The organism is Campylobacter ureolyticus (assembly GCF_013372225.1).
Classification (GTDB): Bacteria; Campylobacterota; Campylobacteria; order Campylobacterales; family Campylobacteraceae; genus Campylobacter_B; species Campylobacter_B ureolyticus.
Genome location: NZ_CP053832.1, coordinates 741,690 through 756,281, shown reverse-complemented (window position 1 = coordinate 756,281; position 14,592 = coordinate 741,690). Strand labels below are relative to the sequence as shown.

Genomic DNA, 14,592 nt, shown 5'->3' with positions numbered 1-14,592 from the left:
TAACAATATGATACTTGTAATTAAAATAATTTTTTTAAATTTTTTAGAAAAAATTTTTTGAGTTTTATTTTTAATAGAATCTTTTTTAAAAAATTTTTCCACTAGTTTTGAGATTAAAAACACTAACACAAATAAAATTAAAAAAATAAATAAAAAAGAAATTGTAAAAATAGACATTGTTCCAAAAATTGCCCCACCCCACCAAACAAAAAATATAGTAAAAACAGTTGATAAGTAAGATAAAAATATAAGTATTTGTTTAAAAATATTCACAGTCATTCTCCATTTACAATATAGAGTAGGTAAATGTTATTTTTAGTCATTTTTCTTTTTTACTCTATAAGTTTATATCTCATAAAAATATTCTCTTTAAATTTACTAAAATTATTCATTTTTTCTCCTTTTTTAAAATATCATGCACGCAATCAACAAAGTAAACTGGATATCCAGCAACAAACATGCTCATAAATCCTTGCCAAATAACCATCATAAAAAATGCACCAAATCTAGTTTGAAAAAGATTTGATATATTTCCCTCGTTAGCAAATAAATCGCTTTCTAAAAAGCCGTTATAAAAATAAAAAGACCATATCATTACTCCTATAATAATTGGTTCAATTATAAAAACAATCAAAAAAGTCTTAATTTTATTACCGTCTTTGGCTTTTTTATAATTTGTATTTTTTATTTTATATATATCAAACATTCCAAATTCATATATTCTAAAATAAAAATAATCATATATTAATTTAAATGCAAAAATAATAGTTATTACACTTATTAAACAGACATAAAAAACTACATAGTCTGGATATTTGGGGTTATTTAATAAATTTTTTAAAAGTGGAATATCGCTAAATAAACAGATAAAAAAATCTTTTGTAAATGGCAAAATTTCAAAAATAGAATTAGGAATAATAAAAACTAATAAATACATAGCCCAATACATATACAGATTTTTGAAATAAGCACGGTCTTTATAATGATTCTCTTTTTTTCTAAGATGCTCTATAAGTTTATCTTTCATAAACATATTCTCTTTAAATTTATTTCTCATCATTTTAACAAATCCAGCATTAAAATATCAATAGTAGCCTAATTCTTGTTGTGCCTTAGATAGCTCTTTAAGAGCAGTATTAATTCTTGTATTTGTATTTGACATTGTTTTCTCCTTGTTTAGCTAATAAGTAATTGTTTATCAAATTTTATATATTTTAATTTATCAAAGAAATATCTTTTTATTTCCATATTATCACTTTCTTTTGGCAAAAAATTTATGATGTTTTTCTCTGTTTTTATTAAATAACTAGTATAAATTTTAAAACCAATTTTTTTATTTAAAAGAACAAAAAATATAAATTTGCCACCAAAAAATATAGCAAAAATCCATCCAAAAAAGAATATAAATGTATTAAAATCAAAAATAATCATAACAAGTCCGACCAAAACTGCAGCAAAAATAAAAAGTTTTTTAGAAATAAATTTTTGGGTTTGAAAATTTTCATTACACATAGCAGTTTTATAAACTCCAACTATGTCGCTTAAATTTATTTCAAGTGCTGTATCGCTTCCTTTTTTATAGACAATTTTTGAATCATAAAAAATAATAGTTTTATAAAAACACTTAAATAATTCTAAAATAATTTCCAAAAGAATAAATATAAAAACAACTCTTTTTGGAGTGAAAAACTCACTTGTGTCATTAAAAATAAAATCAAACAAAAAGAATAGCAAAAGAATAACTGCAAAAAAGGCTGTTTCGTGCATATTGTAATCTCTTATAATCAACGGTTCTTTATCATAATCTCTTTTATTTGAATTTGTTTTATTATTTGAAATTTGAGAATTATCTAAACTATTTTTTAAGGTTTTTGAATTTGAGTCATTGTTTAAATTCGAATTACACAAATTTAATTCATTTTCCAAATTTTTATTAGAATTCTCTTTATTATTAGAGCTATTGCCTAAATTTATTTTACTTTTAGGTCGATTATTTCTTAAATACTCTCTAAGTTTTTCTCTTTTATCATCACTCAAATTGGACCCTTTTGTTGTTTTATAATTAAATTTCAAGCTGTTTTTTATAATGTTTTCTCTATTTATAATTTCCTTCTTATTCCGAAATTGATTTGATATCTTTATCTAAATTTTTATCAAAAACTATTTGAATATATTCTTTTAGGTCTTTATAGTCTTTTTCGTTAAAGAAAAATAGCGAAATTCCTCTTCTGGTAACAAGGTCACTCATCCTTTCCCAACCAATTTCTATGTGAAGTTTTAGCCAGTTGTCATAGAATCCATTTAAATTACCATTTATATTTTTATAAATAATTTTTCTAAATAAAAAATCGTAGCAAATAATTGTAATAAATGAAACTATGAAGATAAATAATGAACAAAAGCCAAATAAAAAACCTTTTTCCATTGATTCCAAAATCACTAAAACAATAAGAACTGGAATAATAAAAAAAATAATACTTTTTACCATATGAAAAAAAGAATTAACTCCAATATTTTTACCTTTAAGAAAAAACTCTTTTGTGATTTTATTTTCTTCATAAAATATGGCATATGAATTATAAAGAACTACAATACGATTAACTGAATTAAAAAAAATAAACAAATAAATATCAATGAATAAAAATACAATAAATAATAGCATATTAACAAATAAAAAAATTAAATTTATATTTCCGTAGTCATATTCTTCAAAAAAACTAGAAAAATTTAAAAAAATAAAAAAGCTAACTATCAAACATAATCCTAAGTGCATAGACATATGCTCTGTGTAATCTTTTAAGATTAATGGCTCTTTATCGTAATCTCTTTTATTCGAATTTATTTTATTATCTGAAATTTGAGAATTGTCCAAATTTAAGTTATTATTTAAATTTGAATTATCCAAATTTAAATCATTTTCTAAATTTTTGTTAGATTTTTCTTTATTGTTAGAGTTATTATCTAAATTTGCTCTATTTTTAGGTCTATTATTTCTTAAATATTCTCTAAGTTTTTCTCTTTTATCATCGCTCAAATTTTAGCCTTTTTTGTTTTTATTAATTATACATACTAAAAAAATCTTTTTTTGTATTATTTAAGTCTATATTAAATTTATATAAAAAATACTTTCTCAGTTTTTTATAATCATTTTTGGCAGTAAAGTATAAATAAAAATCATTTTTTTTATTTATACTATCGACCAAATATACTGATGAAAAATTTGTAAAACATATAAAACTATTATTTATATTATAATGCAAAAATAATTTAACTAATACATATGAACCAGCTACCATTATTAAATATAAAAAATGGCTCTGTTAAAATATTTTATTGATTTTATTAAAAAATTAAATTTTTATTTTATAATATTTTGCTTTGAAATTTTCATACTTTGCTCACTTATATCTATTCCGATAACATTACGATTATTTTTTAAACCTGCAATTAAAAAGGAGCCACTACCACAAAAACAATCCATTATAATAGAATTCTCATTAGACGATTGCTTTACAATAAGCTCTAACATTTCTAAATTTTTTTCAGTTGGGTATTTTGGATATTGTGGATCTTTAAAATTACCCCAAATATCTTGTATTTTTTTTCCTTTGTGATCTTTTGCATATTTTTTAATGCGAGGGTTGTTTGTTTTTGACCATTCTATTAAACCTGTTTTATCTAACATTTCTAATTCATCAGGAGAGCTTCTCCAGTGTCTTCCTTTTGGCGGTAATAAGCCACGCCATTTTTTTCCAGTGTTTCCATTTAGTGTTTCACCTGGTGCATGGCAAGGAACAGTAGTATATCTTTCGCCATTTTTGTCTATTTTAGGAAATTTTTTTAAAAGCTCTTCATCGCTAAGTTTTATAGATATGTCATTAAAAATTTGCATACATTTTTTTTTAGCATAGACATAAATTGTATCTTTTATATTTCCATATGCTTTTCTTTTAAAGTTTTTAGGATTTGATTTTATACGAGTAATTTCATTCAAAAAATTATCTTTTCCAAATATTTCATCTAATATAATTTTAATATAATGTCCCATTTTTATATCAATATGTAAATATAAAGTTCCTTTATCGCTTAATAATTTATGAATCAAAAAAAGTCTTTCTCTAATAAATTCTAGATAATCATCTAATTCAAAAATATCACTATATGCTAATTTATCTGTTTCTGAATTAGATATTGAAGATGTTCTAGAATTTGAATAAAAAAAATCCTGACCTGTATTAAAAGGGGGATCTATATAAACTAAATCTATTTTATTATTATATGTTTTTAATAAAATAGACATTGCTTGAAAATTATCTTGATATATAAGTTTAGTTTTTTGATCTGAATATATAACATTTAATTTATCTGATGAACATCTATTTATTTTTTCTAAAATTTCAATTTCAGTCTTTTTTATATCATAATTTAAAGATATAGACATTATAACGTAACCACAAAACTACTTAGCAATAATGCAGACATTATAAGTTCATTAGTTGAATTATTAACAAACTCAGACATATGATTTTTAGTCATTCTAGTGGCTGTATTTTGAATATATAATACACCATCTAATATTGCAATAGGAAAAATTTGATAATCGCAAGGCGTAAAAGAACCATCTAGTAAAATATTTTTAGCATCGTTTAGTTGTGCATTTTGATGACCACCAAAATCTGTAAGAAATTTAGCTTCTCCTATTGCTACATTTTCACCTCTTTTTGCAATAAAATCAATTCCTTTATTCCCTGTGTATCCAAAAATATCTTTTGCTAAATTTAACATAATATTATCATTGCCAATAAAAACCATTAGCGTATCTGTATTTAAAAAGACATCTATATTATCTGTTTTATCAAAATTAAAATTAGTAGAATTTACCCAATTTTTAAAATGTTGACCCATTTGTCTATTTGCTTCAATAGGTCTAGTAATCTCATTCAAAACATTTGTAAGCCCCATATTTACAATTATATTTTCAATTCTACATACAGTATTTGGATTGCGATCAATTGCACTTCTATCTCGTCTAAGATATGCAACATAAGAATCTTTAATAGGAAAAATATCTAAATTTAATAATAATCTTAATAAATTACCTCGTTCAAAATTTGGCGGACTTGTAAGCATGGATGATAATTCATTAATAGTTTCTTGATCTAAATTTCTTCTTATATTAGATATTACAGGATAAACAGAATATAATCTGTCTAAATAATCATAATTATTTGCAAGCTCTAAGCTGTTTTGTGTCCATAGTGTCATTGTTTCCCTTTCTAAGCCACATCTGGCAATGGTATATTTGGTCTATTAGCGATGTTAATAGATTTACTTATACAATCATTCTCTTGTATAAAATCAAATAGAATTATCTCTTTGTCATTTTTATTGTCTTTTGCAAAATTTACAAAATTATGATAAACAAGATAGTTATTAAGATATTTAGTTGAAACACCTTTAAAATTATAAGTTATCATTGCTTTCAATCTACTATGATAACTATTTATAGTTTGAATATTAAATGTTCCAGCTTTATATTTGTTTCTTGGTATTCTAATATGACTTAACTCCATATCTTTTGCAAGTTTTAAATAAGCTCTAAAACTATCAGTTACAAACATACTATCTTTTATAATTTTACCATTTAAAACCTTTTCTAAATCTTTTAATTTAGGTTTGCCAAGATTTGATACTTTTGCAATAGATAAACAATTTAAATTTATTCCACAACTTACACAGACCTGCTCTCTACTTAATCCACGCTTAGTAGCAGGTGTTCCTCTTTTCTTTGCTAAGCGTGGCAATTTAAAATTTTTATGATTACCTTTAAAAGATAGCGGTATAAAAGTTTCATCAGCTTCAACTATTCCATTTAATTCAACTTCACTCATCATAATTTGCAAAGCATCTAAAATTTTATGTCTCCAAGCAAATGCAGTAGGTAGTGAAATATTACAAATCTTAGCTGTTTTTCTAAGTGAATATTTTTCTATCATACAATGAATATATAATTTCCAGGTTTTTATATCTTTTTTAACACTAAAAAATATCGTATTATTTGTAGTAGTAAATGTTTTATTACAATCTCTACATAAAAATCTTTGAGTATTGCTACTTTTTCCATTTTTAACAAATTTAGTAGATTTACAATGAGGACAATATTTAATCTCTTTTTTGATAGATACTTTGTTAGAAGTTTCTTTATTTTTTATCTCTTTTATGAATGATTTTTTATCATCATTTGAAAGAGAGTTAAAAAGCTGTAAAATTATATCTAACTCTGTTGTCTTATTTTTCATCGCAAACCTCCTTACTATCGTTATTTTATATAGGAAATTATAATATAAATTAGCTTAAAAATCAATAAAATATTTTAACAGAGCCTAAAAAATAAATCAAACATAGTGGCTCTTTAAATGAAAAAAATATAACCAATCCATATAACAGAAATATTGGTATTTTGTTATCAACAAAATCATTCCAAAATAATCTAACAATCTCAACACTGTTCTTGTCTATAAATATTGTCTCTTTTAAAAGTTTATTATTTTGATAATAGCATATTTTATTATTATAAAATACGGTTTTATATTCATTATTAATAACATAATATCTGTAAGGCATATATAAAAAAATAATGCAAATCGAAACAATTAAAAATAACATAAAAAATACCATTAAAAGATCTTCTTTAACCAGCAAAAACCAAAATAACACTATGTTTGAACTTGCAAACATTTTGGAAAAAGCAAAATTACCCCATTCCATAAATTTATCATAATTTTTTATAATTAATGGTTCTTTATCGTAATCTCTTTTATTTGAATTTATCTTATTGTTTGAAATTTGAGAATTGTCTAAAATTGAGTTATCCAAATTTAAATTATTTTCCAAATTTTTATTAGATTTTTCTTTATTATTAGAGTTATTGTCTAAATTTATATTATTTCTAGGTCTATTATTTCTTAAATATTCTCTAAGTTTTTCTCTTTTATCATCACTCAAATTTTAACCTTTTTGTTGTTTTAGTAAAACCATCATAATGCAGCTGAAATAATTCTGGATTAGTTTCTTAAATCATCTACATTTTTATTGTCGTTTAAGTATCTTTTTTCTACTTTATCTAGCTCGCTATTTACTTTATTAATTCTTGTGAAATCACTCATTTTTACTCCTTAAAATTTAAATAATTTTATATCTTTATCCAAATTTTTATTATGAACTGTTTGAAAATATTTTTTTAACTCTAAATAGTCATTTTCATTAAAATAAAACATTGAAATTCCTTTATGCTCTACTATATAATATGAAAATTTTGAGTATCTATCCCAACCAACATCTATATGAAATTTACCATAATGTTTAAAGAAATGTTTAAGTGTTTTGTTTGATTTTTTATAAATATATGAAGTGATTAAAATATTATAAAAAAGTCCGATAATAATTGATAATATAACAAATAATAGCACTATTAATGCTTCAAATTTATTATCAAAAAATATCAATAAAAATATCAATAAAAACATTATAAAATAATTTCTAAAAAAAGATTTAAACGTATAAAATTCTATTTTGTCTTTACTATTTATATAAAATTTAGTTTTAAGAAATCCATTCTCAAAAATTTCAACTCTATTATTATAAATTTTTGTCACTGAATTTGTGGAAGTTAAGTTATGAAATATAGAAATATCAAACAATATAAAAATCATAAAAACTATTAAAAAATGAAATATATTTAAGCCAATATCATATTTTTCATAAATTGAAGCAGTATATAAAAATAGCAAAAAAGAAGCCGCAACCCAAAAAGAAATATATAAAAAATAGTGAAATTTCATATATGCCGTATAGTCTTTTAAAATAATCGGTTCTTTATCGTAATCTCTTTTATTTGAATTTATTTTATTGTTTGAAATTTGAGAATTGTCTAAAATTGAGTTATCCAAATTTAAATTATTTTCCAAATTTTTATTAGATTTTTCTTTATTATCAGAGCTATTACCTAAATTTACACTATTTTTAGGTCTATTATTTCTCAAATATTCTCTAAGTTTTTCTCTTTTATCATCACTCAAATTTTAGCCTTTGCTGTTTTAATAAAAACTATTTTATTTTAATATTTTAAATCTTAAATATTATTCAAATTTTATCTTAGTTTAAATGTTTTTAAAAAAATTTGTTATTTTTATAGTTAAATTTCAAGCTGTTTTTTTAGCAACGATTTCTCTACTCATATTTACTCCTTTAAATATTATCAAATACCGAAAAAACAACTTTGTTTTTATTTATATTTATATTTTTTGCATTTTTAAAATATTCTTTTATCTCAAAATACCAATCGGGTTTAATTAGTATATTTATAAATTCTTTTTTATTATCTTTCTCATAGCATATAGCTAAAGATTTTGACATTTTAAATCTATTTTTACCAAATATATAAATTCTAGGAATAAAATATCCTAAAATTGGAGCAACTATAAGCATTGCAAATACCCCAAAGCCCTTAAAATATAAAATAGATATTCCAAGTAATAATAATGAAAAAATAATTAACTCTTTCGAGATAGGAATTTTATTTTCAAAGCTATAAGCATTGCTATAATTCAAAAATAGTTTATAAATACTATTATTTTCTATACTTTGAACAATAATTTCATTTTCTATAATTTCAATTTTTGAGTTTGTAAATTTGATATTTTGATATCTTGCAGTAAAAAATTCTTTTATTGAAAAGAGAGCACCAGCCAAAGCACCTTGACCAGACCAATTTTTAAAATTAATTTCCACTCCGAAAATAAAAGCAAATAAAAACATAAATGCCAAAGAGCAAATAAGAAATAAAAAGTTAATACCCAAAGCTTTATTTGGAATTAATATTGGCTCTTTATTATAATCTCGTTTAATTGAATTTATTTTATTATCTGAAATTTGAGAATTATTTAAATTTACATTTTTGATTTTATCCACAACATATTTTTCAACTTCATCTAATTTTCTATTTGCAACTTGTTCTCTTGACATAAAAATTCCTTCTTATATAATCAATTCTTTTTTTATTTTATTAAGGTTTTTATGAGTATATTTCATAAAAAACCGCCTAATTTTTTGATACTGGGCTTTATTTAAGATTATAATTTCTAAAATTTCACCACTTTTTGAATAAATTATGAGACTATCATAAAAAATATCAATCCTTGATTTGTTTATAATTCTTAGTAAAATAGCTGGAAAAATAAAAAGCATAAAAATCATAGCAAATAAAATATATAAAATTTCAAGTCTATCATTTAAACTTTTGCTATTTAAAATAATTACCAAAAAATAAAGCATAATACAAACTAAAATAATTATTTTAATATTTTTTGAAGTTTGGAAATTTGTAAATCCAAATGTTCTTTTAATATCTAAAATTTCACTAAATTTTATAAGGTTTTCACCTTTATTATTAATAAATTTTATGCCAAAACTATTAAATTCCATATAATTATCTTTACTATTTTTCGCCCATATAAAAGTATTTAATCCAAAGCTCATCCACATTGTCAAAAGTCCAAATTTCAAAATAAAAGAAACATCGCCATCAAAAAAGACAACTATTGTAACAACTGTCCAAATGGTGGCATTTATGAGATATAAAGTAGCTAAGTAATTTTTTATTTTTATCGTTTCCATAGCCTAATCCCATTGTTTGTTTGTATGCTTACAAGTCCTCCATTTATGTTTTACCTCGCAAGCTTTTTTTATATACTCTCTGCCGAGTTTAATATTTTCGTTTTCTATATAATAAATACCAAGTTTAGCACAAGAGTTACCATAACCCATATCGCAACGCTTTTTTAACCAAATTTCAGGATTTTTTTCTTCCATTTTGCTATCAAAAAGTAAAAAAATAGAAAATATCAATATAAGCAAAACAGCGATATATCCTTTTATTCGGTTTATATTTTCTGGCAGTTTTTTTCCATAAAGTGGTGAATTTATTAAAATTTTATTGAAAGGCAAATTTGAGTTACTTTTTTTATCTTTTCTATAAAATTTATTAAAATCACTTTTTTTCATAATATCCATCACCATTTTTTTAATTTATTTTTTAAAATTTAGCAAATTTATATATAAAATTTTAAATCAAGACTTTGATTAATTTTATTATTTATTAAATACTCTCTAAGTTTTTCTCTTTTGTCAGCACTAAAATTTTAGCCTTTTGTTGTTTTAATAAAAACTATTTTATTTTAATATTTTAAATCTTAAATATTATTCAAATTTTATCTTAGTTTAAATGTTTTTAAAAAATTTGTTATTTTTATGATTAAATAATTAATTTTTTTTACATGTCAATGCCATAACTTTCAAAAAATAACTTCTAGAATTATCTTTATCTTGTTTTAAAATATTCTTTTTAAATCTCCTTTTAAATTTTAAAAATATTTCTTATTTTTAATGTTTTATCAATATCTATTCCTATTTTTTCTAAAAAATACTCTCTTATTTCTATTCTTTGAGCATAATTTGGAAGCATATTAATATATTCATCTTTATTTCCATATTTAAAACTCCAAACTAGGATATTTCCGTAAAATTTTAGATTTTTTATACTTTTGTTTTTTAATGTTTGAAAAATTAAACTAGGCAAAAATAAAATAGTATAAATCATATCAGTTTTATCAGCCAAATTTTAGACGAAAAGGGCAAACACAAACGATTTATCGACCTTGACGAAGCAAAATATATCTTATCAAAACTAAGCGATAAAAACGCACAAGCCGTTATTTTAAATTCGCAAGATAGTCGCAGTATTTCAAGCAAATTGCCGATAAAAATTAAAATGTATAAGTAACTTTAATCTCATTTTCTTTAAATTTCGGCTCAATAGGTTTATACTTCTTTGAATTTTATTTTCATATTTTAGTAAAAATTTAGCGATATTGTTATAGTATAACTAAAAATTTTTAAAGGAGATTGCAGTGGAATTTTTGCAACTTTTACTCGTATTGGTGGCGGTTATACTCATTATGTATAAGCCAAAATTCGAAAATCTTGCCTTTGGCATAGTGGTATTTTCGTGGCTTTTTATGATGTATTTTTATGTAGGACACAAGTCAGCTGGCTTGCTTACGATGATGAATTTATAGGAGTTTGAAATGGACGAAATAAAAAAAACAAAACTATTTTACGCTCTTATGTGTTTGGCTGGGTTTTTAATAATCCTTTTGCCGGTCGGAATTGCGAATTTCTACTTTGGATACGTGCTAAAAGACAGCCCTTGCACGCTTTGCTGGGGACAAAGAGAAGCGATGATATTTATAGGAGTAATAGCGCTTTTTATCGTAAGATATGGAATGAAAGCCAAATATTTAGCGATGCTTTTAATCGTTACAGCATTTGGTTTGTGGCAAAGCTTAGCGCACTACGGAAATCACGCTCACAGGGACTTGGATCAAGGTTTTGGCTTGGCTGTATTTGGAATACATACATATTTTTGGGCAGAAGTTGTATTTTGGGCGGTCATTTTACTGCTTGGAATTATGCTATTTTTTGCACCAAAATTTAGTTCGTTTGACAAAGAAATGGAGGGCAAAACTTACAGAAATTTAAGCAAACCTGTGTTTGTGGTGTTTGTAATATCTGCGTTTGTGATAGCCTCAAATGTATTTCAAGCCTTTGTAAGCACTGGAATTGCGCCATATTATGGACAAGGCGATCCGGTGAGATTTACGCTTGATAAAAAATACATCATTTGGGACGATAGCGGATACAAAAATCACTTTAAAACCATATCATTTTTGGGAAAAAGAGACGTTAAAGCCCCTGATTACGCCTTTGCACCGGCTACAAAACTTGGCATAAATTTTGACAACGATCCACAAAACTCACCAATTGCAGCTGATGAGAGTTTAAGCATAAAATCGCAGCAAGTCATCGAATTTGATAAACCGATAAACACGCTTGATTTTATTGACGGCGAATTTGTGGCAAGTTCGAAATGGGACGTGTATTTTATGGATGAAAATTTCAAGGTAAATAGCCATTTTGAGCTCGATCCGCTTTTTTCAGCAACGATTGATCCGATTATTTCGATTAATAAAATGGATGAAAGGCGCTTTGTTTTAATGGGCTCAAACAAAACATTTTTAAAATTTGCTAAAAATGAAAACGCTAACGAGGCGCTTCAATACGCTGATTTTATCGAAGGGAATGATAAATTTGAGGGTCAAGGCAAGGGCTTGGGTCGTGGCAGAATCGACACCGTAAGAGCTAAATTTCATCACATCGCAAGCATGACAAATGACGGAAAATATCTCTATTTGGCGAGTGTTCCAAACAACAAAGATAAAAAGAAATTTGTCATTTCAAAAATTTTGATGAGCGATATGACTTTAAGCGCTGAATTTACGCCAAGTGCAAATTTAAAAGACGGCGCAAGTTTGGGTGATCTTTATATCACTTCTATGACATATTATAACAATAAAATTTATGCACTTAGTAAAAACCACAATGTCATCGCGGTCATAAATCCACAAACACAAAGTATCGAAAAAGCGGTCTCTTATCCAAGTGAGATAAAAAATGCAAGAAGTATTTTTGTAAAAGATAGCGAAATTCAGATACTTTCATATCAAGAAGGAAAGAATATTTTGTTTAATGTAAGCGGCGAACAGCTTTAAAAACAAATTTGTAAAAGGCGAAAGTCTTTCATATTATTAACCTGTTGCGTTTGTAAATTTAGCCAATTTGTGGATTAAATTTAATAAAAACGCAACTAAATTTATTGCTTTATTTGCGAGGCTCTAAAATTTTTCGCCTTGCTACTGAGTGAAATAATCTCAATTTATAGATATTTGTGAGTTTTAGACCCAAATTTACAGCTATTTCAAAGGCATTCATATAATTTGGTATGTATTTTTCACATAGTAGCATTAGCGCCTTAATTTTTTAATTATCGTTTGTAAAATCGCACTTTTATACTCGGTCGTAAAGACATTATTTCCAAATTTTTGCAGAATTCGTCGCTACTTAAATTTGATACATTTGTGTATGAAACGCATACTATCGTAACATCATTTGCGTCTTTAAAAATCCCTTTTTTACTTCCACTTTTTGCGCCGTGAATATAAATAATTTTACTACTTTGTCTATTTAAAAATGCTACTAAAATAGCTACCAAACCAGAAAATGAACCAAATGACGAGTTGGTAGTTTCATGCAATTTAAAAAATAAAAATATAGCTATTATAAAAAATATTCCAATAATGAGTGCTATAAAATTTACCAAGATAACATTGTTTTCTATAACAATTGGTTCTTTATCATAATCGCGTTTATTTGAATTTATTTTATTATTTGAAATTTGAGAATTATTCAAATTTGAGAGTTACTATTTAAATTTAAATTATCTGAGTTTAAATCATTTTCTAAATTCTTATTAGAATTTTCTTTATTATTAGAGTTATTGCCTAAATTTATTTTACTTTTAGGTTTATTATTTCTAAGATACTCTCTAAGTTTTTCTCTTTTGTCATCACTCAAATCTTAGCCTTTGCTGTTTTTATAAAAACTATTTTATTTTAATATTTTATATCTTAGTTTAAATGTTTTCAAAAAATTTGTTGTTTTTATAATTAAATTTCAAGCTGTTTTTTATAATGCTTTCTCTACTCATGGTTTGCTCTTTTTTTATTAATATTAGATAAAACGATTAATTTTATTTGTAATATCTATATCTAATTTTTCTAAAAAATATTTCTTTACTTTGCTTGTATTGTCTTTGAAAACCAATGGTATTATTTTTTTGTAGTATTTGGTTTTAATACATAGATATCCAGGATTAAAAAATGTAAAATTTTTATTTTTATGAAAAGAAAAAAGTATAATCGGCATATATCTTACAAAAAATATGCCAAATGCAAAAATAAAATTACTAAAATTTATTCCACCAATAAATGCTATAACTAAAAAAATAAAAAATATAAAATTTATCTTTAAATTATACTTCTCGTTTATAAAATTTTTTTCATTTAAAATTTCAATATCTAATCCTTTGGAATTATTATTTCCAAAATATGTAATATATGAATTATTTATAATAATATCTTTTTCTTTTATGTGATAAAAATAGATTGCAGCAAGAAATTCCAAAAAAATATACACAATAAAAGTCAAATTTTCATGATATGTTAAATATGTCCTACCATAATAAGATAAGTCTATCAATCCAAAGTTATATAAAAATTTTATAAAAATAGAATATATAATAAGCGATATAAGAATATATGATAATAAATTTGCTGAGTTATAATTTTTTATAATAAGCGGATCTTTATCGTAATTTCGTTTATCTAAATTTGTTTTATTATTTGAAATTTGAGAATTATCCAAATTTAATTCATTTTCCAAATTTTTCTTTTCTTTATTATTAGAGTTATTGCCTAAATTTATATTATTTCTAGGTCTATTATTTCTTAAATACTCTCTAAGTTTTTCTCTTTTATCATCACTCAAATTTGACCTTTTTTGCAAGTAAAACCTAAATCTTAATTTTTGGGATATTGTATCAAATTTGGATTTAAAACATTATTTAGATTAAAACAT

18 protein-coding genes are annotated in these 14,592 nt (G+C 23.8%); 2 read left to right on the top strand and 16 right to left on the bottom strand.

Annotated elements, in window-relative coordinates; genetic code table 11:
• Nucleotides 1-388: 388 nt before the first annotated feature.
• The 12 genes from CURT_RS03825 to CURT_RS03770 all read right to left on the bottom strand — a co-directional run bounded on the left by CURT_RS03825 (nucleotide 389) and on the right by CURT_RS03770 (nucleotide 10,675).
• A complete protein-coding gene (locus CURT_RS03825; protein ID WP_154646918.1) occupies nucleotides 389-1,057 on the bottom strand; it encodes a hypothetical protein in 669 nt (222 codons plus the stop codon).
• Nucleotides 1,058-1,176: 119 nt separating this feature from the next.
• Nucleotides 1,177-2,037 (bottom strand): hypothetical protein, encoded by an 861-nt coding sequence (locus CURT_RS09420; RefSeq protein ID WP_018712915.1) that lies wholly within the window; start codon nucleotides 2,035-2,037, stop codon nucleotides 1,177-1,179.
• 76 nt (nucleotides 2,038-2,113) lie between these two features.
• On the bottom strand, nucleotides 2,114-3,034 hold the full coding sequence (locus tag CURT_RS09415) for a hypothetical protein (protein ID WP_018712914.1): 921 nt from the start codon (nucleotides 3,032-3,034) through the stop codon (nucleotides 2,114-2,116).
• Nucleotides 3,035-3,358: 324 nt separating this feature from the next.
• Nucleotides 3,359-4,441: a site-specific DNA-methyltransferase gene (locus CURT_RS03810; protein ID WP_115651837.1), complete on the bottom strand. Its 1,083-nt coding sequence runs from the start codon at nucleotides 4,439-4,441 to the stop codon at nucleotides 3,359-3,361.
• Entirely contained in the window at nucleotides 4,441-5,265 is an 825-nt protein-coding gene (locus CURT_RS03805; RefSeq protein ID WP_018713960.1) for a hypothetical protein, read from the bottom strand. The genes CURT_RS03810 and CURT_RS03805 overlap by 1 nt, the downstream gene beginning before the upstream one ends.
• An 11-nt stretch (nucleotides 5,266-5,276) precedes the next feature.
• Nucleotides 5,277-6,299: an IS1595 family transposase gene (locus CURT_RS03800; RefSeq protein ID WP_018713961.1), complete on the bottom strand. Its 1,023-nt coding sequence runs from the start codon at nucleotides 6,297-6,299 to the stop codon at nucleotides 5,277-5,279.
• A 61-nt stretch (nucleotides 6,300-6,360) separates the two neighbouring features.
• Entirely contained in the window at nucleotides 6,361-7,005 is a 645-nt protein-coding gene (locus CURT_RS09410; protein ID WP_018713809.1) for a hypothetical protein, read from the bottom strand.
• Between the two features lie 170 nt (nucleotides 7,006-7,175).
• Entirely contained in the window at nucleotides 7,176-8,078 is a 903-nt protein-coding gene (locus tag CURT_RS09405; protein WP_018713811.1) for a hypothetical protein, read from the bottom strand.
• Between the two features lie 169 nt (nucleotides 8,079-8,247).
• On the bottom strand, nucleotides 8,248-9,024 hold the full coding sequence (locus CURT_RS03785) for a hypothetical protein (protein WP_018713812.1): 777 nt from the start codon (nucleotides 9,022-9,024) through the stop codon (nucleotides 8,248-8,250).
• 12 nt (nucleotides 9,025-9,036) lie between these two features.
• The gene (locus tag CURT_RS03780) at nucleotides 9,037-9,675 is read right to left on the bottom strand and encodes a hypothetical protein (RefSeq protein WP_018713813.1); all 639 of its coding nucleotides are present in this window, start codon (nucleotides 9,673-9,675) and stop codon (nucleotides 9,037-9,039) included.
• A gap of 3 nt (nucleotides 9,676-9,678) precedes the next feature.
• Entirely contained in the window at nucleotides 9,679-10,062 is a 384-nt protein-coding gene (locus CURT_RS03775) for a hypothetical protein (protein WP_018713814.1), read from the bottom strand.
• A 352-nt stretch (nucleotides 10,063-10,414) separates the two neighbouring features.
• A complete protein-coding gene (locus CURT_RS03770; RefSeq protein WP_018713815.1) occupies nucleotides 10,415-10,675 on the bottom strand; it encodes a hypothetical protein in 261 nt (86 codons plus the stop codon).
• Nucleotides 10,676-10,967: 292 nt separating this feature from the next.
• Between CURT_RS03770 and CURT_RS09600 the strand changes: the two genes are divergently transcribed.
• Both CURT_RS09600 and dsbI read left to right on the top strand, forming a co-directional pair.
• Nucleotides 10,968-11,135 carry a hypothetical protein gene (locus CURT_RS09600; RefSeq protein ID WP_018713816.1) on the top strand — a complete coding sequence of 56 codons (168 nt, stop codon included), beginning with the start codon at nucleotides 10,968-10,970 and terminating at the stop codon, nucleotides 11,133-11,135.
• Between the two features lie 9 nt (nucleotides 11,136-11,144).
• On the top strand, nucleotides 11,145-12,668 hold the full coding sequence (dsbI, locus tag CURT_RS03765) for a disulfide bond formation protein DsbI (RefSeq protein WP_018713817.1): 1,524 nt from the start codon (nucleotides 11,145-11,147) through the stop codon (nucleotides 12,666-12,668).
• A 109-nt stretch (nucleotides 12,669-12,777) separates the two neighbouring features.
• On the opposite strand, the gene CURT_RS03760 is transcribed toward dsbI, so the two are convergent.
• The 4 genes from CURT_RS03760 to CURT_RS09390 all read right to left on the bottom strand — a co-directional run bounded on the left by CURT_RS03760 (nucleotide 12,778) and on the right by CURT_RS09390 (nucleotide 14,502).
• Complete coding sequence (locus tag CURT_RS03760) at nucleotides 12,778-12,921, bottom strand: hypothetical protein (RefSeq protein WP_154646924.1); 144 nt, start codon at nucleotides 12,919-12,921, stop codon at nucleotides 12,778-12,780.
• Between the two features lie 19 nt (nucleotides 12,922-12,940).
• Entirely contained in the window at nucleotides 12,941-13,366 is a 426-nt protein-coding gene (locus tag CURT_RS09395; RefSeq protein ID WP_018713818.1) for a hypothetical protein, read from the bottom strand.
• Nucleotides 13,363-13,530 carry a hypothetical protein gene (locus CURT_RS03755; RefSeq protein WP_018713819.1) on the bottom strand — a complete coding sequence of 56 codons (168 nt, stop codon included), beginning with the start codon at nucleotides 13,528-13,530 and terminating at the stop codon, nucleotides 13,363-13,365. The genes CURT_RS09395 and CURT_RS03755 overlap by 4 nt, the downstream gene beginning before the upstream one ends.
• A gap of 156 nt (nucleotides 13,531-13,686) precedes the next feature.
• Nucleotides 13,687-14,502, bottom strand: a complete 816-nt coding sequence (locus CURT_RS09390; RefSeq protein ID WP_018713820.1) for a hypothetical protein — start codon at nucleotides 14,500-14,502, stop codon at nucleotides 13,687-13,689.
• Nucleotides 14,503-14,592 lie beyond the last annotated feature (90 nt).

What these genes read in the sequence shown, in the direction of transcription:
- CURT_RS03775 (WP_018713814.1), bottom strand. Translation starts at nt 10,062, where the DNA reads ATGAAAAAAAGTGATTTTAATAAATTTTATAGAAAAGATAAAAAAAGT.
- CURT_RS03785 (WP_018713812.1), bottom strand. Translation starts at nt 9,024, where the DNA reads ATGTCAAGAGAACAAGTTGCAAATAGAAAATTAGATGAAGTTGAAAAA.
- CURT_RS03825 (WP_154646918.1), bottom strand. Translation starts at nt 1,057, where the DNA reads ATGAGAAATAAATTTAAAGAGAATATGTTTATGAAAGATAAACTTATA.
- CURT_RS03760 (WP_154646924.1), bottom strand. Translation starts at nt 12,921, where the DNA reads ATGCTACTATGTGAAAAATACATACCAAATTATATGAATGCCTTTGAA.
- CURT_RS03800 (WP_018713961.1), bottom strand. Translation starts at nt 6,299, where the DNA reads ATGAAAAATAAGACAACAGAGTTAGATATAATTTTACAGCTTTTTAAC.
- CURT_RS03810 (WP_115651837.1), bottom strand. Translation starts at nt 4,441, where the DNA reads ATGTCTATATCTTTAAATTATGATATAAAAAAGACTGAAATTGAAATT.
- CURT_RS03805 (WP_018713960.1), bottom strand. Translation starts at nt 5,265, where the DNA reads ATGACACTATGGACACAAAACAGCTTAGAGCTTGCAAATAATTATGAT.
- CURT_RS03780 (WP_018713813.1), bottom strand. Translation starts at nt 9,675, where the DNA reads ATGGAAACGATAAAAATAAAAAATTACTTAGCTACTTTATATCTCATA.
- dsbI (WP_018713817.1), top strand. Translation starts at nt 11,145, where the DNA reads ATGGACGAAATAAAAAAAACAAAACTATTTTACGCTCTTATGTGTTTG.